Origin of the sequence: Thioalkalivibrio sp. ALE21, assembly GCF_003208255.1 — a bacterium.
GTDB lineage: Bacteria > Pseudomonadota > Gammaproteobacteria > Ectothiorhodospirales > Ectothiorhodospiraceae > Thioalkalivibrio > Thioalkalivibrio halophilus.
Map to the genome: position 1 here is coordinate 24007 of NZ_QKMA01000016.1, position 20747 is coordinate 44753.

Annotated in this window: 19 protein-coding genes; 17 read left to right on the forward strand and 2 right to left on the reverse strand. The window is 68.7% G+C overall.

Translation table 11 applies throughout. From position 1 onward, the window contains the following. Positions 1-27 precede the first annotated feature (27 nt). The 16 genes from D893_RS11395 to D893_RS11470 all read left to right on the forward strand — a co-directional run bounded on the left by D893_RS11395 (position 28) and on the right by D893_RS11470 (position 15288). Positions 28-1251 carry an IscS subfamily cysteine desulfurase gene (locus D893_RS11395; protein WP_110619860.1) on the forward strand — a complete coding sequence of 408 codons (1224 nt, stop codon included), beginning with the start codon at positions 28-30 and terminating at the stop codon, positions 1249-1251. Positions 1252-1299: 48 nt separating this feature from the next. Beyond that, positions 1300-1707: a Fe-S cluster assembly scaffold IscU gene (gene iscU / locus D893_RS11400; protein ID WP_018945656.1), complete on the forward strand. Its 408-nt coding sequence runs from the start codon at positions 1300-1302 to the stop codon at positions 1705-1707. A 7-nt stretch (positions 1708-1714) separates the two neighbouring features. Then, complete coding sequence (gene iscA / locus D893_RS11405) at positions 1715-2038, forward strand: iron-sulfur cluster assembly protein IscA (RefSeq protein WP_018870403.1); 324 nt, start codon at positions 1715-1717, stop codon at positions 2036-2038. A gap of 121 nt (positions 2039-2159) precedes the next feature. Further along, positions 2160-2681, forward strand: a complete 522-nt coding sequence (hscB, locus tag D893_RS11410; protein WP_018870402.1) for a Fe-S protein assembly co-chaperone HscB — start codon at positions 2160-2162, stop codon at positions 2679-2681. Positions 2682-2736: 55 nt separating this feature from the next. Beyond that, positions 2737-4626 carry a Fe-S protein assembly chaperone HscA gene (gene hscA, locus D893_RS11415; protein WP_018945658.1) on the forward strand — a complete coding sequence of 630 codons (1890 nt, stop codon included), beginning with the start codon at positions 2737-2739 and terminating at the stop codon, positions 4624-4626. A gap of 3 nt (positions 4627-4629) precedes the next feature. After that, complete coding sequence (gene fdx, locus D893_RS11420; protein ID WP_024329468.1) at positions 4630-4968, forward strand: ISC system 2Fe-2S type ferredoxin; 339 nt, start codon at positions 4630-4632, stop codon at positions 4966-4968. A 19-nt stretch (positions 4969-4987) separates the two neighbouring features. Beyond that, the gene (iscX, locus tag D893_RS11425) at positions 4988-5191 is read left to right on the forward strand and encodes a Fe-S cluster assembly protein IscX (RefSeq protein ID WP_018945660.1); all 204 of its coding nucleotides are present in this window, start codon (positions 4988-4990) and stop codon (positions 5189-5191) included. Positions 5192-5585: 394 nt separating this feature from the next. Next, the gene (gene ndk, locus D893_RS11430) at positions 5586-6017 is read left to right on the forward strand and encodes a nucleoside-diphosphate kinase (protein WP_018945661.1); all 432 of its coding nucleotides are present in this window, start codon (positions 5586-5588) and stop codon (positions 6015-6017) included. A 353-nt stretch (positions 6018-6370) separates the two neighbouring features. Further along, entirely contained in the window at positions 6371-7504 is a 1134-nt protein-coding gene (locus D893_RS11435; protein WP_018945662.1) for a bifunctional tRNA (adenosine(37)-C2)-methyltransferase TrmG/ribosomal RNA large subunit methyltransferase RlmN, read from the forward strand. After that, positions 7504-8277: a type IV pilus biogenesis/stability protein PilW gene (pilW, locus tag D893_RS11440; protein WP_018945663.1), complete on the forward strand. Its 774-nt coding sequence runs from the start codon at positions 7504-7506 to the stop codon at positions 8275-8277. Before D893_RS11435 ends, pilW begins: the two co-directional genes overlap by 1 nt. Beyond that, positions 8270-9517: a helix-turn-helix domain-containing protein gene (locus D893_RS11445; protein ID WP_110619861.1), complete on the forward strand. Its 1248-nt coding sequence runs from the start codon at positions 8270-8272 to the stop codon at positions 9515-9517. The genes pilW and D893_RS11445 overlap by 8 nt, the downstream gene beginning before the upstream one ends. 54 nt (positions 9518-9571) lie before the next feature. Then, on the forward strand, positions 9572-10846 hold the full coding sequence (gene hisS / locus D893_RS11450; RefSeq protein ID WP_026331455.1) for a histidine--tRNA ligase: 1275 nt from the start codon (positions 9572-9574) through the stop codon (positions 10844-10846). Positions 10847-10859: 13 nt separating this feature from the next. Then, complete coding sequence (locus D893_RS11455) at positions 10860-11474, forward strand: tetratricopeptide repeat protein (RefSeq protein ID WP_110619862.1); 615 nt, start codon at positions 10860-10862, stop codon at positions 11472-11474. A 14-nt stretch (positions 11475-11488) separates the two neighbouring features. Beyond that, positions 11489-12679 (forward strand): outer membrane protein assembly factor BamB, encoded by a 1191-nt coding sequence (gene bamB, locus D893_RS11460; protein ID WP_110619863.1) that lies wholly within the window; start codon positions 11489-11491, stop codon positions 12677-12679. A gap of 7 nt (positions 12680-12686) precedes the next feature. Then, on the forward strand, positions 12687-14132 hold the full coding sequence (gene der / locus D893_RS11465; protein ID WP_110619864.1) for a ribosome biogenesis GTPase Der: 1446 nt from the start codon (positions 12687-12689) through the stop codon (positions 14130-14132). Continuing rightward, on the forward strand, positions 14116-15288 hold the full coding sequence (locus D893_RS11470) for an aminotransferase class I/II-fold pyridoxal phosphate-dependent enzyme (protein WP_110619865.1): 1173 nt from the start codon (positions 14116-14118) through the stop codon (positions 15286-15288). The genes der and D893_RS11470 overlap by 17 nt, the downstream gene beginning before the upstream one ends. A 30-nt stretch (positions 15289-15318) precedes the next feature. Here the strand turns inward: D893_RS11470 and D893_RS11475 are convergent, their stop codons facing one another. After that, positions 15319-16632, reverse strand: coding sequence for an FGGY-family carbohydrate kinase (locus tag D893_RS11475; protein ID WP_110619866.1), 1314 nt, complete (start codon positions 16630-16632; stop codon positions 15319-15321). 7 nt (positions 16633-16639) lie between these two features. After that, positions 16640-17062, reverse strand: coding sequence for a preQ(1) synthase (gene queF, locus D893_RS11480; RefSeq protein ID WP_018870388.1), 423 nt, complete (start codon positions 17060-17062; stop codon positions 16640-16642). A 148-nt stretch (positions 17063-17210) separates the two neighbouring features. Here queF and smc point away from each other — a divergent pair, with 148 nt between their 5' ends. Next, complete coding sequence (smc, locus tag D893_RS11485; RefSeq protein ID WP_110619867.1) at positions 17211-20726, forward strand: chromosome segregation protein SMC; 3516 nt, start codon at positions 17211-17213, stop codon at positions 20724-20726. Positions 20727-20747: the final 21 nt, after the last annotated feature.

The window sequence follows — 20747 nt, forward strand, 5'->3', positions numbered from 1 at the left end:
AGCGGCCGCGGACAGGAGCAATGCGTGATGAGTGACCTGAAACTGCCGATCTATCTCGACTATTCCTCGACCACCCCGGTGGACGAGCGCGTCGCCGAAGAAATGAAGAAGTTCCTGACGCGGGACGGTTTTTTCGGTAACCCGGCCTCCCGGAGTCACAGCTTCGGCTGGGATGCCGAGAAGGCGGTCGAGAACGCGCGGGAACAGGTCGCCGCTCTGGTGGGTGCGGATCCCAAGGAGATCATCTGGACCAGCGGGGCCACCGAGGCTGACAACCTGGCCCTCAAGGGTGCCGCTCATTTCTATCAGCGCAAGGGCAAGCACGTCATCACGGTCAAGACCGAACACAAGGCGGTGCTGGACCCGGCGCGCCAGCTGGAGCGCGAAGGCTTCGAGGTGACGTATCTGGGGGTCGACGAGAACGGTCTGGTCGACCTGCAGGAACTGCAAGACGCCATGCGTGACGACACCATCGTGGTGTCGGTCATGCACGTAAACAACGAGATCGGCGTCATTCAGGACATCGAGGCGATCGGCAATCTCTGTCGCGAACGCGGCATCGTGTTCCACGTGGACGCGGCGCAGTCGACCGGCAAGGTGGCCGTCGACCTGACGAAGCTGCCGGTGGACCTGATGAGCTTCTCCGCGCACAAGACTTACGGGCCCAAGGGCGTGGGCGCTCTGTATGTCCGGCGCAAGCCCCGCGTGCGTATCGAAGCGCAGATCCATGGCGGCGGCCACGAGCGCGGCATGCGCTCCGGCACGCTGGCGCCGCACCAGATCGTCGGCATGGGCGAGGCCTTCCGCATCGCCGGCGAAGAGATGGGCAGCGAGCTGGAACGTATCCGCATGCTGCGCGACCGCCTGTGGGAAGGCCTGGATGACATGGAAGAGGTCTACCTCAACGGCGACAAGGAACGCCGGGTGGCCCATAACCTGAACGTGTCGTTCAACTTCGTGGAGGGCGAGAGCCTGATCATGTCGCTGCGCGACATCGCGGTTTCCTCCGGTTCGGCCTGCACTTCGGCCAGCCTGGAGCCCTCTTACGTACTGCGCGCCCTGGGTCGCGACGACGAGCTGGCGCACAGCTCGATCCGCTTCTCCATTGGCCGCTACACCACGGTCGAAGAGATCGACCACACCATCGACATCGTGCACAAGGCAGTTGGCAAGCTGCGCGAACTGTCGCCGCTCTGGGAGATGTACCAGGACGGGATCGATCTCAAGAGCATCGAATGGGCGGCCCACTGAGGCCGTTCCGGAACATCCACCCACGGGTACGCGAACAGGAGAGTCATCATGGCTTACAGTGACAAGGTGATGGATCATTATGAAAATCCGCGCAATGTCGGCAGCTTCGAGAAGGGCGATGAATCGGTAGGCACCGGCATGGTCGGTGCGCCGGCCTGCGGTGACGTGATGAAGCTGCAGATCAAGGTCAACGACGATGGCGTGATCGAGGACGCCAAGTTCAAGACCTACGGCTGCGGTTCGGCGATCGCGTCCAGCTCGCTGCTCACCGAATGGGTGCGCGGCAAGAGCCTGGAAGAAGCGAGCCAGATCAAGAACACGCAGATCGCGGAAGAACTGGCGCTGCCGCCGGTGAAGATCCACTGCTCGGTGCTGGCCGAAGATGCGATCAAGGCAGCGATCTCCGACTATCAGGAGAAGCACGGCGCCGAGGAACCGGAACAGAAGACGGCCTGAAGACGATATGGCAATCACACTGACCGACAGCGCGGCCGACCGCATCCGGCACTTCCTCGAACAGCGGGGCAAGGGTGTCGGCGTGCGGCTCGGGGTGAGGACCACGGGCTGCTCCGGCATGGCCTACGTGGTGGAGTTCGCCGACGAGGTCGAGGAAACGGACACGGTGTTCGAGGTCGACGGGGTGAAGCTGGTGGTGAGTCCCAAGTCCCTGGTGTACCTCGACGGCACCGAGCTCGACTTCGGCAAGGAAGGCCTGAACGAGGGTTTTCGTTTCAACAACCCGAACGAGAAGGCCCGCTGCGGCTGCGGTGAAAGCTTCAACGTCTGAAGGTACCGGGCCAGCGCGGGGTGCGGCGGGATCGTCCGGATACGGGCGTCCCGCTCACCCCTTTTCTTTGCCGGGCCTGCGGGCCCGGTTTTCGCTACGGACAAGGGATGACAGTCGGCCGATGAACGATCCGTTTGAACAGTTCGATCTTCCGGTCGCCTTCGAGGTGGATCGCGATGCCCTGGAGGAACGTTTCCGGCGCCTGCAGGCGGAGCTTCATCCCGACCGCTTCGTGCGTCAGGGCGATCAGGCGCGGCGCATGGCCGCGGCGATGGCGGCGGACGTGAACGAGGCCCACGATATCCTGGCGAACGACTATCGGCGCGCCCTGCACATCCTCGAGCGGGCCGGGTTCGAATTCGATCCCGAACGCGACACCAGCCGGGACATGGGGTTCATCGAGGCCCAGATCGAATGGCGGGAACGCCTGGAAGATGCGGAACGTGCCGGCGATGCCGCCGCACTGGATACCCTGGCCGACGAGCTGAATGGGGCGCGGGCCGAGGCACGCGAGAAAGTGGCCACGGCCCTGGCCGACCCGGAGAAACCGGCGGACGATGCCCGTGATCGGGTGCTCGAGCTGCGATTCTTCGACCGTTTGCTGGAGGAGCTCCAGCGAACCCGACAGTCGCTGGCGTCGTAACCGACGCCGGCGGAAGATTCCCCCCGACCGAGAGCTTCATCAGGAGCCGAACGCGATGGCGTTATTGCAGATCACCGAACCCGGCGTTGATTCCGCCCCGCACCAGCGTCACCTGGCCGCGGGTATCGACCTGGGCACCACTCACTCGCTGGTGGCGACGGTCCGCAGCGGCGAGGCCGATACCCTGCCGGACGAACAGGGTCGCCATATCCTGCCCTCGGTGGTGCACTATTCGGCGGACGGTGCGCAGGTCGGATACGAGGCGGCGGAGCATGCCGGCGATGATCCGCACAACACCATCGCATCGGTCAAGCGCCTGATCGGCCGCGCGGCATCCGACGTGGCGACGCTCTCGGGCGAGCTGCCGTTCCGGCTGAAGACCGGAGACGGTTCGAGCGTGCCGCGCATCGAGACCGCCGCCGGGGACAAGAGCGCCGTCGAGGTCTCCGCGGATATCCTCGGCAGCCTGCGGGCGCGCGCCGAGGAGAGCCTGGGCGATGAGCTGGAAGGCGTGGTGATCACCGTGCCGGCGTATTTTGACGACGCCCAGCGCCAGGCGACTCGTGACGCCGCCCAGCTTGCGGGCCTGAATGTCCTGCGCCTGATCTCCGAGCCGACCGCCGCGGCGGTCGCCTACGGGCTGGACCAGGGTGAGGAAAGCACCATCGCGGTGTACGACCTCGGCGGCGGAACCTTCGACATCTCCATCCTGCAGCTGCGTCGCGGCGTGTTCGAGGTGCTGGCCACCGGCGGCGACTCCGCGCTGGGGGGCGACGACGTGGACCGCAGCGTGGCCGAGTGGCTGCTGCAGCAGGCCGGGATGCAGGGGGAAAATGATCCGCAGCGCCTGCGCCGCGTGACCCTCGAGGCGCGCCGCGCCAAGGAGGCCCTGACCGAGGCCGACACCACCAAGGTGCGGGTGACGCGCGCCGATGGCAGTGAATGGCAGGGGCAGCTGGATCGCGCCGGCCTGCTGGAACTGGCGCGCCCGCTGCTGGACCGCACCCTTGAGTCCTGCCGTCAGGTTCTGGCGGACGCCGATCTGGAGCGCGACGCCATCGACGAGGTGATTCTGGTGGGGGGGTCGACCCGCATGCCCGCCGTGCGCGAGGCCGTGCAGGAGTTCTATGGCCGCGAACCGCGCGCCGGTATCGACCCGGATCGCGTGGTCGCGATCGGCGCGGCGCAACAGGCTGACATACTCGCCGGCAACAAGCCGGACACCGAGCTGGTGCTGCTGGACGTGATCCCGCTGTCGCTGGGACTGGAAACCATGGGTGGGCTGGTCGAGTTCATTGTCCCGCGCAACACCACCATCCCGGTCAGTCGGGCGCAGGAATTCACCACCTTCAAGGACGGCCAGACCGCCATGTCGGTGCACGTGGTGCAGGGCGAGCGCGACGTGGTGGACGCCAACCGTTCGCTGGCACGCTTCACCCTGTCCGGGATCCCGCCGATGGTCGCCGGGGCCGCGCGCATCCGCGTGAGTTTTCAGGTGGACGCCGACGGCCTGCTGAGCGTGACCGCGCGGGAGCAGACGCAGGGCGTGGAGGCCCACGTGGAGGTCAAGCCCAGCTACGGCCTGACCGATGCCGAGATCGAACAGATGTTGCGTGATTCCGCCTCGGCGGCACGTGACGACATGGAGGCCCGCCGCCTGCGCGAGGAGCAGGTGGAGGCCGATCGCGTGCTGGAGGCGCTGAACGCCGCCCTGGAAACCGACGGCGACCGTTATCTGGACGCCGAGGAACGCGCGAACATCGAGAGTGCCCGCGACGCCCTGGCCGAAGAACGCGGCCGGGGCGAGGATCCGGACGCCATCGAAGCCGCGCGCAAGCGCGTCGAGCAGGCATCCGAGGCCTTCGTCGCGCGCCGCATGAACGACAGCATTCGCCGCGCACTGGCGGGGCACAACGTCTCCGAATACGACGACTCAGGGAACTGACCCATGCCACAGGTGATCTTTCTGCCGCACCAGGAAATCTGTCCGGAGGGCGCCTCCATCGAGGCCGAGCCGGGCATCAGCATCTGCGATCTCGCCCTGAAGAACGGGATCGAGATCGAACACGCCTGCGAGAAGTCCTGCGCCTGCACGACCTGCCACGTGTATGTGCGCGAAGGGATGGACAGCCTCGAGGAGCCCAGCGAGGATGAAGAGGACATGCTCGACAAGGCCTGGGGGCTCGAGCCCGATTCGCGCCTGTCCTGTCAGGCGGTCGTGAGCGATGCGGATCTGGTGGTGGAGCTGCCCAAGTACACCATCAACCAGGTGTCCGAGCACCACTGATCAGCGGGAGAGTGCGGTCATGAAATGGACTGATACCAGCGAAATCGCGATGCAGCTTGCGGATGAGCATCCGGACGTGGATCCGCGCAACGTCAACTTCGTTGACCTGAGGAACTGGGTGGTGGAACTGCCGGAGTTCGATGACGATCCGGAACGGTCCGGCGAGCGCATCCTGGAGGCGATCCAGCTCGCCTGGATGGACGAGGCGGACGTCGACGACTGAGCGGCGGCGCCGAATCGCCGGATCGGCCAGGGGGCTGGCCTCCCACAGGTTGAACCCTGTCCCCGGTGGGAGGCCGGCCCTCCGGCCGATTCCCCGTCCGGCCCATCTACCGCGCCGGATCGGCCAGAGGCTGGCCTCCTGCAGGATTCGTCAGGCATGTGGGAGCGGCCTCGGCCGCGAACGGACGTGCGGGATCGGCAGGTGCCGGATCGGCCAGAGGCTGGCCTCCTGCGGGGGCGGCCGTTGCCGCGCGCCGGCCGGGCCGCTACACTGCGCGCCGCATGTTGCCCCGTGACCGCGTTCGCATCGGGAACCCGCCATATGGCGGGTTTCGCGTTTGCGGGAGCGGGTGGCGACCCGACTCGAATCATTGCCCCTACAGGAGAGCCGCCCCATGGCCGAAGAACGTACCCTTTCCATCATCAAGCCCGACGCCGTCTCCAAGAACGTGATCGGCGAGATCTACAGCCGCTTCGAGAAGGCCGGCCTGAAGATCGTGGGCGCGCGCATGATGCACCTCGATCGCGCCCAGGCCGAGCGTTTCTATGAAGTTCACAAGGAACGCCCGTTCTTCAACGATCTGGTCGAGTTCATGATCTCGGGTCCGGTCATGGTGCAGGTTCTGGAAGGCGAGGACGCCATCGCCAAGAACCGCGACATCATGGGGGCGACCAACCCCGCTGAAGCGGCCCCCGGTACCATCCGTGCCGACTACGCGGTCTCCATCGACGAGAACGCGGTGCATGGTTCCGACGCCGCGGACACCGCCGAACGCGAGATCGCGTTCTTCTTCGGCGATGACGGTGTCTGCCCGCGCACCCGCTGAGGCGATTGCGGTCAAACCGCAGGAGCGTGAAATCGGCCGGAGGGCCGGCCTCCTGCCGGGGCAGGGTTCGACCCGCAGGAGGCCAGCCTGCTGGCCGACCCGGCGTGGCCCGACCTGGCACAGGAGGTGCCCCGGACGCACAATCGGCCGGAGGGTCGGCCTCCTGCCGGGGCAGGGTTCGACCCGCAGGAGGCCAGCCCGCTGGCCGACCCGGCGTGGCCCGACCTGGCACAGGAGGTGCCCCGGACGCACAATCGGCCGGAGGGTTGGCCTCCTGCCGATGGGGGTCGCCCTGTAGGCATGCGGTGCCCGGGCGAAGTACACTGTGGCATCCGCTCCAATCGGTCGTAAGAATGTCCTTGCCCAACCACGTCCCCGTCAACCTGCTGGGTTACAGCCGCGATCAGCTCTCGGAGCTGTTCGGGGAATGGGGGGAGCCGAGCTTTCGCGCCACCCAGGTCGCGAAGTGGATGCATCAGCACGGGGTCACGGACTTCGACGCAATGACCAACGTCTCGCGCAAGCTGCGCGAGCGACTGGCGCGTGAGGCGGAGATTCGGCCGCCCGAGGTCGCGCTGGAAAAGACCTCCGACGACGGCACCGTCAAATGGGTGCTGCGTCTCCCCGATGGCAACGCCATCGAGACCGTCTACATCCCCGACAGCGGTCGCGGCACGCTGTGCGTGTCCTCTCAGGTGGGCTGCGCCCTCGACTGCACCTTCTGCTCCACCGCGCAGCAGGGGTTCAACCGCAATCTGACCAGCGCCGAGATCATCGGTCAGGTGTGGCTGGCCATGCAGCGCCTCCCGGCGCCCGAAGGGCGTCCGCGCGCCGTGACCAACGTGGTCATGATGGGCATGGGCGAACCGCTGGCCAATTTCGATGCGGTGGTCCCGGCGTTGCAGCTGATGACCGACGACAATGCCTATGGCCTCAGCCGCCGGCGGGTGACGGTGTCCACCTCGGGCCTGGTGCCGGCGCTGGACCGCCTGGCCGGGCACACCGATGTCGCCCTGGCTCTGAGCCTGCATGCCCCCAATGACGAGCTGCGGGACCGGCTGGTGCCGATCAACCGGAAATACCCGATTGCCCCGCTGATCGACGCCTGCCGACGGTATGTGGAAGCAACGGGGTCGCACAGCGGGGTTACCGTGGAATACGTGCTGCTGGCCGGGGTCAATGACCGGCCGGAGCATGCGCGCGAGCTCGCGGCGCTGCTGCGCGAGCTGCCGTGCAAGCTCAATCTTATCCCGTTCAATCCGTTCCCGGGCGCGCCGTTCGACCGGCCCTCCGAGGCGGACATCGAACGTTTTGAACGTCTGCTGCAGAAGGCCGGCTATGTGACCACCGTGCGGCGCACGCGCGGCGATGACATCGACGCCGCCTGCGGTCAGCTCGTCGGTCAGGTGGAGGACCGTACCAATCGCGGGATGCGCATGATCCGTCTGCATGCGGAGATCCCGGGAACCGAACGGAGGGCATCGTGATGATGCGCGGTGGCTGGCAGGGGAAGGCGGCCGCAATGCTGGTTGTGGTGGCATTGCTGCAGGGTTGTGCCGGGATGGACCGGCAAACGGGTCGCGATGGCGAAGAAGCGGCGGATATCAATGCGGAGCTCGGCATCGGCTACCTGCGTGAAGGCGAAATGGAACAGGCCGAACGCAGCCTGAAGCGGGCGCTGGAGTTCGACCATCGGCATCCGATGGCCAATCTGGGGATGGCGACGGTGTATGAACGCCGGGGGGCGGTCGACGAGGCGGTCGAGCACTACGAGGTGGCGCTGGCGCAGGACCCGGACGATCCCCACATCCAGGTGAGCACCGGCGCAATGCTCTGCCGCCAGGGCGAGTTCGAGCGGGCCCAGGAGCTGTTCGACAAGGCGATCAACAACGTGGATTACGACCGGCGCGATGTTGCGCTCCTGAATTCGGGGTCCTGTTACGCCGATGCGGGTGAATACGAGCGTGCCGAGCAGCGCCTTCGGGATGCACTGGAACGCAGCCCGGAGAATCCGCGCGCGCTCCTCGAGCTGGCGTCGGTCAGTTATCAGGCGGGCCAGCCGATGCAGACGCGCGCCTTCCTGCAGCGGCTGAGCGGTCGCGGCATCGAGAACGCCGAGACGCTGCTGCTTTGCTATCAGTCGGAGACGGCGCTGGGACGGGATCGCAACGCGAGCGCCTGTGCCGACCGCCTGCGCGAGGATTACCCCGACAGTGACGAAGCCCAACGGCTGCGGCGCCTGGAGCGTGACGGTGGCTGATCGTCGCGACCGGGATCCGGAGCTTGGCCGGGTGGAGGACGTGGATGATACGGCCTCCGGCCGGCCTGCGCTGGGTGGAAAGCCGGGCGCAGGCGCCGGCGAGGAACCGCCGCTGACGGCGGGTCTTTCAACGCGTGATCAGCCGGAGGGTGTTTCGGACGGCGTCGGCGTGAGCGTTGACGACATGGACGACGCTGACGCGCAGCCCGGTCGCGGCCTGCGCGTGGCTCGCGAGGGCGCCGGCCTGGAAATCGCCGAGCTTTCGCGCCGCACCCACCTGGGGCGCGCGCTGCTGGAAGACCTCGAGGCCAATCGCTTCGAACACATCACCCCGGCGTACGTGCGCGGGTATCTTCGGTCCTGCGCCCGGGAACTCGGGGTCGATGCCGAGCCCTGGGTGCAGGCCTACGATCGTCGGGCACCGGCCGAGCCGGCTCCGCGACCGGTCGCCACGCGCAAGCATCGGGCTAACCGGCGCCGCGCGGTGTGGCCGTACTGGGTGGGTGCACTGCTGGTTGTTGTGCTGCTGGCCGTCGCCACGGTTTTCTGGGCGGAAGACGTCTCCCTGGATGCGCTGCCGGAGTTCGGTACGGGCGATGGCCTGCCGACTCTGGAAACGGAGACCACACCGGACGAGCCGGCAGGGCAAGAGCCCGCTGAAGGTCGGCCACAAGATGAGCCCGGGGCCGCCACCGAGGGCGACACTGCCCCCGACACGGAAACAGGGACCGTTGAGGCCGAAACGCCGGCCATCGGTCCGCCAGAACCCCTGGCCCGGCCGGAACGTGATCCGGCTGCGGAGGAGGCGTCGGAGGACACCGCAGCGGACACGGGCATGGATACCGTGCCCGAGGATGCGGGGATCGACGAACCGGTCGCGCCGGCCCCGGTGGACGAGGCCGGTGCGGCCGGCGAGGAAACCGAAGTCGTCGAAGTCCCCGAGGAAATCACCGAGGGAACGACCGGGGAGGCCGAATCGGCGCCGTCCGCGGACGGGCGGGCCGAACTGATCCTCGAGATCCGCGAGACCTCCTGGGTGGAGATCCGTGACGCGGACGGGGCGGTGGTCCTGACCGGCGTGCTGTCGCCGGGCACGCGCGAGCAACTGCAGCTGGAACTCCCCGGACGTGCGGTCCTGGGCAATGCCGCCGGCGTGGATCTCACGCTGAACGGCGAGCCGGTGGCATTTGACGAGCATGTCCGTGACGACCGTACGGCCCGCTTCGATCTGGAAGAATAATCAGGCGCGCATCATTCGGCGCGCCCCAACCCGATACCAATCCGAATACACCCGATGAAAGCCATCCGATCCATTCGCGGGATGCACGACATCCTGCCCGACAGCGTTCACCTGTGGCAGCACCTCGAGGACCAGTTGCGCGACCTGCTGACGCGCTACGGTTACCACGAGATCCGCATGCCATTGGTGGAGGCCACGGAGCTGTTCGCGCGATCCATTGGCGATGTTACGGACATCGTGGAGAAGGAGATGTACACCTTCGAGGACCGCAACGGTGACAGCCTGAGCCTGCGCCCGGAGGCCACGGCGAGTTGCGTGCGCGCCGGTATCCAGCACGGGCTGCTGCACAATCAGGTTCAGCGGCTGTGGTACATGGGTCCGATGTTCCGCCACGAGCGTCCGCAGAAAGGGCGTTATCGCCAGTTCCATCAGGTCGGAGTCGAGGTGTTCGGGCTGCCGGGACCGGACATCGATGCCGAGGTCCTGGCGATGACCGCGCGTCTGTGGCGCATGCTCGGTCTGAGCAATGTGCGCCTCGAGCTCAACACGCTGGGAACCCCGGAGTGCCGCGCGCAGTATCGGGAGCACCTCATCGCGCACTTCGAGGCACATCGCGAGCAGCTGGACGAAGAGGCCCGCAACCGGCTGTACGACAATCCCATGCGCATCCTCGACAGCAAGGATCCGGGGACCCGCGAGGTGGTGGCCACGGCCCCGTCGCTGATGGACCATCTGGACGCCGAATCGCGAGCGCATTTCGATGCGCTCTGCGGTCACCTGGATGCGCTGGGCATCGCGTGGGAGCACAACCCGCGTCTTGTGCGCGGGCTGGACTACTACACCCATACGGTGTTCGAGTGGATCACCGACGAGCTGGGGGCGCAGGGTACGGTGTGCGCCGGTGGCCGTTACGATGGCCTGGTGGAGCAGCTGGGTGGCCGCGGGACGCCGGCAATCGGCATGGCCATGGGGCTGGAACGCCTGGTGGCCCTGCTGGAGGCCCGCGAAGACGCGCCGGCGGCGGGGGTGCCGGACGCCTATCTGGTGGTGCCGGATACGGAACAGACGGGCGAGGCGCTGCGCCTGGCCGAGGAACTTCGCGAGGCGCGTCCCGATCTGCAACTGGTACAGCACTGCGGCGGTGGCAGCATGAAATCGCAGATGAAACGCGCGGACCGGCTGGGTGCGCGCGTGGCGCTGGTACTGGGGCCCGACGAGGCCGCGGCGGGCACCGTGACCGTCAAGCCGCTGCGCGGCGAGGGCGGCGAACAGCAGACCGTGGCGCGTGCCGATCTGTCCGCGCATATGGACACCGCCCTGCAATCCTGAAGGAATACCTGACATGAGTTATCTCACCGACGAAGAAAAGGCGGAACGGATCAAGCAGTGGTGGTCCGACAACGGCATGGCGGTCATCGCCGGGCTGGTACTCGGGATCGCCGGCCTGTTCGGCTACAACTGGTGGAGCGGTCAGCAGGCCGAACGTGCCGAGCAGGCCTCGGAGATGTACCAGGCGCTGCAGTTCAGCATGCGCGCCGGCCAGTACGAGCAGGCCGACGAAATGGCCCGGCAACTGATCGAACATGGCGGGCGCACGCCCTACGTGGCGCTGGCCTGGGCCCATCGCGCCGAGGTGGCCCTGGCCGGCGGTGAACGCGACGCCGCGGTCGCTGCCCTGCGCGAGGCGGTGGACGCCGCCCCGGATGACGGCCATCGTGCGCTGTTCCGTCTGCGGCTGGTGCGTCAGCTCATCCGGACCGAGGCCCTGGACGAAGCCGCATCGGTCCTTGCGACCGTCGAGCACGATGCATTCCGCGGCCTGCGGCTGGAACTCGACGGGGATCTGGCACGTGCCCGGGGTGACCACGACACTGCCCGCGAGCGCTACCGCGAGGCCCTGGACGCCGGCCACAGCCCGGAATACCTGCAACTGAAATTCGAGGATCTCTCCGCGTGAGGACGCCCGCCGACATGGATCATTTCGCGAAAATTCGCTACGCCCTGCAGTGGTTCGCGGTGGCGGGCCTGGCACTGTCACTGAGTGCCTGTGGCCTGTTTTCCCGGGATGAGAGCGAGCCTCCGGCGGAACTGACCGATTTCGAAGTGCGCGGCGAACCCTCCGAGCGCTGGTCGGCCTCGCTGGGGCGGGGCGGGGATCGCTTCCTCTGGGAAGTCTATCCGGCGATCGAGGACGACCGGGTGTTCGCGGCTGGCGCGGATGGCCGGATCGTGGCGCACGACCGGGAATCCGGGGCCCGCGCCTGGCAGACGCGACTGGACGACGTGCGCATCGCTTCGGGCGTGGGCGTCGGCGAGGGCATCGTGGTTGTGGGGACGCTGGAAGGTCTGGCGATTGCGGTGAGCGATGACGGCGAAGGCGAGCGCTGGCGGAATCAGCTCTCCAGCGAAGTCATCGGGATCTCGGAGGTCGCGTCGGGAATGGTGATCGCGCGCACCAACGACGGGCGGGTGCACGCCATGGACGCGGCCACCGGCGCGGTGCAGTGGACCGCGCTGCGGACCACGCCGGCACTGAGCCTGCGCGGGGCGCATGTGCCGCAGATCGTTGGCGGGCGCGTGCTGGCTGGCTTTGATGACGGTCGGCTGATGATGCTGGGCCTCACCCGCGGCAACACCCTGTGGGAGGCCACCCTGGGCGTGCCCACCGGCCGCTCCGAGGTTGAGCGCATGGTGGACGTGGATGGCCACATTCCGGTCTACCGTGGTGCGGCGCTGGGTGTCAGCTACCAGGGGCGCATGGCCGCGGTGGATCTCAATTCCGGCGAGCTCTACTGGGACCGGGAGTTCTCGTCCTATCAGGGCGGGGATGTCTCGATCAGCCGCAACGTGATGGTGGTCAGCGACGCCGACAGCCACGTGCGCGCGGTGGATCCGCGCAACGGCGGGGATCTGTGGGAAAACGCGGGTCTGCGCCTGCGCGGGGTGACCGCGCCGGTGATTCACGAGGGTTACGCCATCGTCGGCGATTTCGAGGGCTACCTGCACTGGCTCGACCTGGAAGACGGCGAATTCGCCGCCCGCACCCGCGTGGCGCGCGGTGCCGTGGTGGCGCGGCCGGTGCTGGCGGGCGATACCCTGTACGTGATTACCGACAATGGTCGGCTGACTGCGATCGACGCGCGCATCGACGAGGACGCCTGATCCCCTCATGATCCCCGTCATCGCGCTGGTCGGCCGCCCGAATGTGGGCAAGTCGACCCTGTTCAATCAGCTCACCCGCTCGCGCGACGCGCTGGTCGCGGATATGCCCGGTCTGACCCGCGACCGCCAGTACGGTATTGGCCGGGTGGGCGAGTTTCCCTACATGGTGGTGGACACCGGCGGCCTGTCCGGCGAGGAAGACGGGGTCGACCGGGCCATGGCCGAACAGACCCGCCGCGCGGTCGCCGAGGCCGATCACGTCCTGTTCATGGTGGATGCGCGCGACGGTCTGACACCGCAGGACGAGGCGATCGCCGAACAGCTGCGCGCCAGTGGCGTGCGTGCCCGGGTCATCGTCAACAAGACCGACGGCCTGGACGCCGACGTGGTCAGTGCGGAGTTTTACGCCCTCGCGCTGGGTGAAGTGACCCCGATCGCGGCGACTCACGGTCGCGGTGTGCGCGGCCTGATGCAGGCGGTGCGGGAAGACGTGGCCCGGGATCGGGAAGCGGCGGGTGGTGAAGGCGAGGGCGCCGGCGACGGCCTCGACGTGGACGCCCAGCAGGCCGCCCTGGACGACTGGCCGGGTATCCGTGTCGCGGTGGTGGGGCGGCCCAATGCCGGCAAGTCCACCCTGGTCAACCGCATCCTCGGCGACGAACGGGTGGTCGCCACCGAGGTGGCGGGTACCACCCGCGACAGCATCTTCGTGCCGTTCACGCGCGAGGATCAGGACTATACCCTGATCGACACCGCGGGGGTGCGGCGCCGTGCCCGGGTCCACGAGACCGTCGAGAAGTTCAGCGTGGTCAAGACCCTGCAGGCGATCGAGGCCGCGCACGTGGTCATTATGGTGATCGACGCGCGTGCCGGTCTTTCGGATCAGGACGCCCACCTGCTGGGGCTGGTGATCGATGCCGGCCGTGCGCTGGTGGTGGCCGTGAACAAGTGGGACGGCATGGACCCGGATGATCGCGAGTGGGTCCGGTCCGAGATGCAGCGCCGCCTCGGTTTCGTCGATTACGCGCGGATGCGCCTGATCTCGGCCCTGCACGGCACCAACGTCGGGCACCTGCTGGACGACGTGCGCGAGGCCCACGCCAGTGCGTTCGTGGACATCTCCACCCCGGAGCTGACCCGGTTGCTGGAGGCCGCGGTGGCCGAGCATGCGCCGCCGCTGGTCAGCGGGCGGCGGATCAAGCTGCGCTACGCCCACCAGGGCGGACAGAACCCGCCGGTGGTCGTGATCCATGGCAACCAGACCGACCGTCTGCCCGGGGCCTACAAGCGCTATCTCGAGAACTTCTTTCGCCGCCAGCTGAAGCTGGTGGGGACGCCCCTGCGGCTGGAGTTCCGTTCCGGGAAGAACCCCTACGCCGGCCGGCGCAACAAGCTCACGCCGCGCCAGCAGCAGAAACGCAAAAGGTTGATGCGTCATGTCCGCAAGCGCTGAGCCCGCCCTGTCGGATTTCGCGCAGGTGGTCGAGCCGTTCCGCGTGATGGACATCCTCGACCGCGCCCAGGCGGCCGAGCGTGCCGGCCGCGACATCATCCATCTGGAGGTCGGCGAGCCGGATTTCGTGACCCCGCGTGGCGTGGTGTCCGCCGGCGAGATCGCCCTGGCCGCCGGGGAAACCCGCTACACGCCGGCGCACGGGCGCGAAAAACTGCGCCGGGCGATCGCGCAGGACTACCGCAACCGCCACGCGGCCGAAGTGGACCCGGAACGGGTCGTGGTCACGTCCGGGGCCTCGGCGGCCATCCTGCTGGCGCTGGCGGCCGGCGTGAATCCCGGGGAGGGGGTTCTGCTGCCGGACCCGGGCTACGCCTGCAACCGGCAGTTCGTCGCGGCCCGGGGTGCGCGGCCCCGGCCCCTGGTGGTGTCGGCCGAGGACGCCTGGCAGCCGACCGCCGCCGCGGTGGCCGCGGCCTGGAGCGACACGACCCGCGCGGTGCTGCTGGCGTCGCCGGCCAACCCCACCGGCACCTGTCTGTCGCGCGGGACCCTCGCGGAGATCGTGGCGGTGGTGGAGGCCCGCGGGGGGCTGGTGATCATGGACGAGATCTATGGCCAGCTGGTGTTCGGAGAGCCCGAGCGCAGTGCCGCGGCCCTGCACCCCAACGTGGTGGTGATCAACAGCTTCTCCAAGTATTTCGCCATGACCGGCTGGCGTCTGGGCTGGATGGTGGTGCCGCCCTCGTGGGTCGATCCGGTCCGCCGCCTGGCGCAGAACCTGTTCGTGGCGCCCTCCAGCGTGGCCCAGGCGGCGGCGATGTTCGCCTTCGAACCGGACACCGAAGCGGAACTGCAGCAGCGGGTGCGCGAGCTCGAAAGCCGCCGCGACTTCCTGCTGCAGGCCCTGCCGGAACTCGGCCTGGAGGTGCGCGCACGTCCCGAAGGGGCGTTCTACATCTATGCCGACTGCAGTGCCCATGGCGCGGATTCCGAGGCCCTGTGCGCCCGCATCCTCGACGAGGCGGGCGTCGCGCTGACGCCGGGGACCGATTTCAGTCCATCCGATGGCGCGCGCCATCTGCGCATCGCCTATACCCAGAGCGAGGCCCGGCTGCGCGAGGCGGTGGAGCGCCTGCGCGGCGTGCTGACCTGACCCGGGCGTAGAGCCGGGCCCGTCTCCGGGTCAGGCCGGAGCCGGTTCCTGCAGCGCCGCGAGCGCGGTGCCCCGCGCCAGACGGGCAGTACCGACCGCGGCCTCGTCGTCCGCTGCTATGCTTACCTCGACCCCGAGGATGCGCGCCCGGATGCGGCTCCAGGCGGGGCTGCGCGCGCCACCGCCGAGGGTCACCACGCGCTGCAGCTCGGGCGCGCCGAGTTCCCGCAGCCGAGCATAGCCATCGCGTTCGATGCGCGCGATCCCTTCGAACAGCCCCTGCAGAAAACGCGCATCGTCCGTCGGGCGGGGTTCCATGCGGGGCGGCAGATCCGGATCGTTGACGGGGAAGCGTTCGCCGGGGCCGGGCAGCGGGAGATAGTCCAGGCCGCTGTCGTGTTCCGGATCCAGCGCCGCACCCAGCCGCTCCAGGTCTGCATTGTCGAAGAACTGCTGCAGCACGGCCCCGCCGCTGTGCGACGCGCCGCCGGCCAGCCAGCGATCCCCGAGGCGGTGGCTGTAGACCCCCAGTTCCGGGGCGAACAATGGCCGCGGAGAGAGCTGCTTGAGTGCCAGCGTCGAGCCCAGGCTGGTGACACCCGTGGCGGTATCCGCGACCCCGGCGGCGAGGAAACCGGCGATCGAGTCGGTGGTGCCCGCGACCACCTGCGAGGCCGGACTCAGGCCGAGGTTTGCGGCCAGGTCCGGGTCCACGGGGCCCAGCGGGGTGCCCGCCGGCACCACCTCGGGCAACAGGCCGGCATGGGTGCCGAGCTCGCGGAGCAGCCATTCCGGCCAGCGGCGCCGGACCACGTCGTAGCCCAGCTTGAGGGCATTGTTCTCGTCCATGCGGTCGTAGCGTCCGCGCAGGCGGCCGGCCAGCCAGTCGGCGGGGTGCAGCACGCGGCGCACGCCGTAGAGCCCGTGTTCCCCGCGCAGCCACAGGAGCTTGGCGGCGGAACTGGAGGCCGAGTGGACCGCGGCCTCGGGCGGGGCCAGGCGCGCCAGGCGGGGCACCGCCGGGGCCGCCCGGCGGTCGTCGTACATCAGCGCCGGGTGGAGCGGGTGGCCCTGTTCGTCGGCACATAGCAGGGTGCCCGAGGTGCCGTCCACGGCGATGGCGGCGGGTTCACCCTCCAGGCCGTCGGTCAGCTCTGCCAGGACCTCCTGCAGCGCATCCCACCAGTGCTCCGGCTCCTGTTCGTGCAGTGGCCCGTCATGCCGGATACCGGCGGGTTCCAGCGCGCGGCTGGCGGTGGCCCGGCGCCCTCCGTCGGGGTCCAGCAGCACGCCGCGCACCCCCGAGGTGCCGACGTCCAGTCCTATGGCCCGGGACGGGTGCACGGCGGCGTCAGTATTCGGTGCCCTGCGGGCTGCGCGTCGGCGGCGGCAGGGTCACGCTCTCCGGCGGGGTCCAGCCCTCCTGACGGTGTTCCGCGACCACCGTGGTGTAGATCCCGCCGCGCACGTAGAAATTTGCGGTCAGGCGCATGAACCGCGGATCGGTCGCGGCCACCAGGTCGTTGAGGATCTGGTTGGTCACGGCCTCGTGGAACGCCCCTTCGTTGCGGAACGACCACATGTAGTTCTTCAGCGATTTCAGTTCCACGCAGCGCTGGTCCGCCACGTACTGCAGATGCAGCTCGGCGAAGTCCGGCTGCCCCGTCGCCGGGCACAGGCAGGTGAACTCCGGGATCCGGATGTAGATCGCGAAGTTGTTGTCCGGGGAGGGGTTGTCGAAGGTGTCCAGGGTCTTGCTCGGCTGGCTGGGCATGAATGCGTTCTCGTGTTTCGGCTGTTTTTGCGTGCGCGGTTGGAGAAGCGGGTCGCGCGCGAGTTCCCGTCGGGGTCACGTTCGACCTGTAAGCGTGTACCATTCTACGCCCGTACACCCCAGGCTGCGGAACACCCAGGATACCGACGTGCGCCTTGCCCGAATCAAGCTGGCCGGCTTCAAGTCCTTCGTGGACCCCACCACCCTGGTGCTGCCCGGCAACCGGGTAGGCGTGGTGGGCCCCAACGGCTGCGGCAAGTCGAACACCATCGATGCCGTGCGCTGGGTGATGGGCGAATCCTCGGCCAAGCATCTGCGCGGGGATTCCGGCGAGGACGTGATCTTCAACGGCTCCTCCAGCCGCAAGCCCGTGGGGCAGGCCAGCATCGAGCTGGTGTTCGACAACTCCGAAGGGCGACTGGGCGGCGAATACAGCGCCTACACCGAGATCGCGGTCAAGCGCGCGCTCACCCGCGACGGGCAGTCGAAGTACTACCTGAACGGCCATCGCGCGCGCAAGCGCGACATCGTGGACCTGTTCCTGGGCACCGGCCTGGGGCCGCGCAGCTACGCCATCATCGAGCAGGGCATGATCGCGCGGCTGATCGAGGCGCGTCCGGAGGACCTGCGCACCTATCTGGAAGAGGCGGCCGGAATCTCCAAATACAAGGAACGCCGGCGCGAGACCGAGAACCGCGTACGCCACACGCGCGAAAACCTGGAGCGCCTGGACGACCTGCGCGAGGAGGTGGGCAAGCAGGCGGAGCGGCTGAACCGACAGGCGGCGACCGCGGAGCGCTACCAGCAGCTGGCCGCGGATCGCCGGCGCAAGCGGGCCGAGGCGATCCTGCTGCGGCTGCAGGCGGAAGAGGCCGCGCTGGAAAGCCGCCGCGCCGAGCTGTCCGCCGCCGAGACCGAACTCGCCCGGCTGCAGGCCGAGGCGCAGAATGCGCGCACCCGCTCCGAGACCCTGCGTCAGCAGCGCGTGGAGCGCGAGGCGGCAGTGTCCGAGGCACAGAGCGCGTACTACGATCGCGCCGCCGAGGTCTCGCGCCTGGAGCAGTCGATTCGCCATGCCGAGGCCGAACTGGAGCGCGAGACGCGCGAACTGGAGGACCTGGACACGCGCATCCGCACGGCGGGCGAGCAGCAGGATGCGGTGGCCGGGCGCATCCGCGAGGCGGAGCGCGAATGCGAGCGCCTGCGCGAAGCGCTGGAGAATGCGGAACGCGAACAGCAGCGCCTGGAGGCCGCCGCCGAGGAGGCCGAACAGGCGGACCAGGCGGCGCGCGAGGCCCAGCAGGAATGGGAGCGCAATCTGGCCGAACCGCGTCAGGCCGCGCAGGTGGCCCGTTCGCGCATGGACAGCGCCGAACAGACCCGCCAGCGCCTCGCGCGCCGGCGCGAGAAGCTGGAGTCCGAAAAGGCCGCACTGCCGCAGACCCATCCGGGCGAGGAGGCCGAGCGCGTGGAGGGCGAGCTCGCCGGGCTGCGTGAGGCCCTGGAGGCGGAGCAGGCGCGCAGTGCCGAGGCGCGCGCCGAGCTGGAACGTCTGGAGGCGGAGCAGGCGGAGGAACAGGAACAGGCCCATGCCGTGGAGCGCGAGCACCGCGAGGTGGCCGGGCGCCTGGCCGGGCTGGAATCCTTCGGTGGCGAGGCCGATCCCGAGGCGACTCGCAAGCGGCGCGAGGAATGGGCCCGGCGCCACGGTATCGACGCCGGCCGCCCGCTGGTCCAGGCGCTGGAGGTCGAGGACGGCTGGGATACCGCGGTGGAGGCGGTGCTGGGGAGCTGGCTGGAAGCCGAGGTGCCCGAAGGTGCCGGCGATCCCCTGGGGCTGGAGGCCGCGGCCCTGGCCGATCTGCCCGAGGCGCCGCTGCGCCGCCTGGATGGCACGGCGTCCGCCGAGCCGGTACCCGACGACAGCCTGGCCGCGCGGGTGCGCGGTCCGGCTGCCGTGCGGCGCTGGCTGGCCGGCATCTACTGCGCCGCCGATGCGCAGGCGGCGCGCGAGCGGGCCCGGGACTGTGGCCCGGGCGAGAGCGTGATCACGCCCGGCGGGACCTGGCTGGGCCCGGGCTGGCTGGCGCATGGCACGCTGGAAGCCGAAGTCAGCGGGGCGGTCGCGCGGGTGCGTCTGGCACGCGAGCTGGAGCAGCAGCGCGATGCCCTGCAGGAGCGCGGCCGGGCGCTGGAGGCTTCACTGGCGGGGCGCAGGGAGCGCATCGGCGAGGCGCGCGAGGCCCGCGACGCGGTGGACGCGCGGATCGCGGAACAGCGCAAGCAGGTGCAGGAGGGCGAGAACCGCGTGCAGCGGCTGCACGATCAGGCGCGCCAACTGGAACAGCAGCAGGCGCGCATCGACCGCGAGCTGGAAGAGGTCGCCGAGGAGGACGAACGCGTACGCACCCAGTTCGACGAGGCCGAGGCCGAACGCAATCGGGCACTCGAGCGTCTGGAGGGTCTGGAGGCCGACCGCGAAGCCGTGGAGGCCCGCGTGGCCGCGACCCGCGAGGCCCGTCAGCAGGCACGCGAGCAGGCCCGTTCGGCACGCGATGCCGCGGGCAAGGCGCGCCTGGCCGAGCAGGAGGCGCGCCATCGGCTGGAGCGCGAACAGAGCGAGCGGGAACGCCTGGAACGCCAGCTGAGCGAGGATCGCGAGCGTCAGGAACGTCTGCGCGAGGGTCTGGAGGGCCGGCGTGCCCCGCTGGAACAGTGGAAGAAGGACCTGCAGGCGGCGGCCGAGGCGCGTCAGGCCGCCGAGAGCGCGCTGACCGCCGCGCGCGGCCAGCTGGACGAGTGCGATCATGCCCTGCGCGAGGTGGCCGGCGAGCTGACGGAGCTGGAGCAGCGGGTGGAGCAGCAGCGTTCCACCTGCGAGGAATACCGGCTGGACCAGCGTTCACGGGCCACGCAGCTGGAACAGCTGCGCGAACAGCTGCAGGAATCCGGATTCGACGCGCGCGAGCTGGCGGCCGAGCTGCCGGACGACGCCGGCGTGGAGGCCTGGGATCGGGCGATCGCCGAACTGGACCGGGCGATCGAGAAGCTCGGACCGATCAATCTGGCGGCGATCGACGAGGCCCGCGAGCTGGAAGAACGCCAGCGCTATCTGGAGGAACAGCACGCCGATCTGATCGAGGCGCTGGAGACACTGGAGGCGGCGATGCAGCGCATCGACCGCGAGACCCGCACGCTGTTCCGCGAGACCTTCGACAAGGTCAACGCCGGGCTGGGGGAGAAGTTCCAGCGCCTGTTCGGCGGCGGCGAGGCGCGCCTGGAGATGACCGGCGACGACCTGCTGGATACCGGCGTGGCGATCATGGCGCGTCCGCCGGGCAAGCGCCTGTCCACCATCCATCTGATGTCCGGGGGTGAGAAGGCGCTCACGGCTTCGGCCCTGGTATTCGCCATCTTCGAGCTGAATCCGGCACCCTTCTGCATGCTGGACGAGGTGGATGCGCCGCTGGACGAGGCCAACGTGGGGCGTTTCGGCGAGCTCCTGCGGGAGATGTCGGAGCGGATCCAGTTCATCTTTATCACCCACAACAAGTCGACCATGTCCATGGCGGAACAGCTGATCGGCGTTACCATGCACGAACCGGGCGTGTCGCGTCTGGTCAGTGTGGACGTCGACGAGGCCGTGGAAATGGCCGGGGCCTGACGGCGCCGGCGCGCAACGAGC

Coding starts and splice junctions, on each gene's coding strand:
- hscB (WP_018870402.1), top strand. CDS start 2,160: ATGAACGATCCGTTTGAACAGTTCGATCTTCCGGTCGCCTTCGAGGTG.
- fdx (WP_024329468.1), top strand. CDS start 4,630: ATGCCACAGGTGATCTTTCTGCCGCACCAGGAAATCTGTCCGGAGGGC.
- ndk (WP_018945661.1), top strand. CDS start 5,586: ATGGCCGAAGAACGTACCCTTTCCATCATCAAGCCCGACGCCGTCTCC.
- hisS (WP_026331455.1), top strand. CDS start 9,572: ATGAAAGCCATCCGATCCATTCGCGGGATGCACGACATCCTGCCCGAC.
- pilW (WP_018945663.1), top strand. CDS start 7,504: ATGATGCGCGGTGGCTGGCAGGGGAAGGCGGCCGCAATGCTGGTTGTG.
- D893_RS11455 (WP_110619862.1), top strand. CDS start 10,860: ATGAGTTATCTCACCGACGAAGAAAAGGCGGAACGGATCAAGCAGTGG.
- D893_RS11470 (WP_110619865.1), top strand. CDS start 14,116: ATGTCCGCAAGCGCTGAGCCCGCCCTGTCGGATTTCGCGCAGGTGGTC.
- der (WP_110619864.1), top strand. CDS start 12,687: ATGATCCCCGTCATCGCGCTGGTCGGCCGCCCGAATGTGGGCAAGTCG.
- iscU (WP_018945656.1), top strand. CDS start 1,300: ATGGCTTACAGTGACAAGGTGATGGATCATTATGAAAATCCGCGCAAT.
- iscA (WP_018870403.1), top strand. CDS start 1,715: ATGGCAATCACACTGACCGACAGCGCGGCCGACCGCATCCGGCACTTC.
- D893_RS11395 (WP_110619860.1), top strand. CDS start 28: ATGAGTGACCTGAAACTGCCGATCTATCTCGACTATTCCTCGACCACC.
- hscA (WP_018945658.1), top strand. CDS start 2,737: ATGGCGTTATTGCAGATCACCGAACCCGGCGTTGATTCCGCCCCGCAC.
- D893_RS11435 (WP_018945662.1), top strand. CDS start 6,371: ATGTCCTTGCCCAACCACGTCCCCGTCAACCTGCTGGGTTACAGCCGC.
- queF (WP_018870388.1), bottom strand. CDS start 17,062: ATGCCCAGCCAGCCGAGCAAGACCCTGGACACCTTCGACAACCCCTCC.
- bamB (WP_110619863.1), top strand. CDS start 11,489: ATGGATCATTTCGCGAAAATTCGCTACGCCCTGCAGTGGTTCGCGGTG.
- iscX (WP_018945660.1), top strand. CDS start 4,988: ATGAAATGGACTGATACCAGCGAAATCGCGATGCAGCTTGCGGATGAG.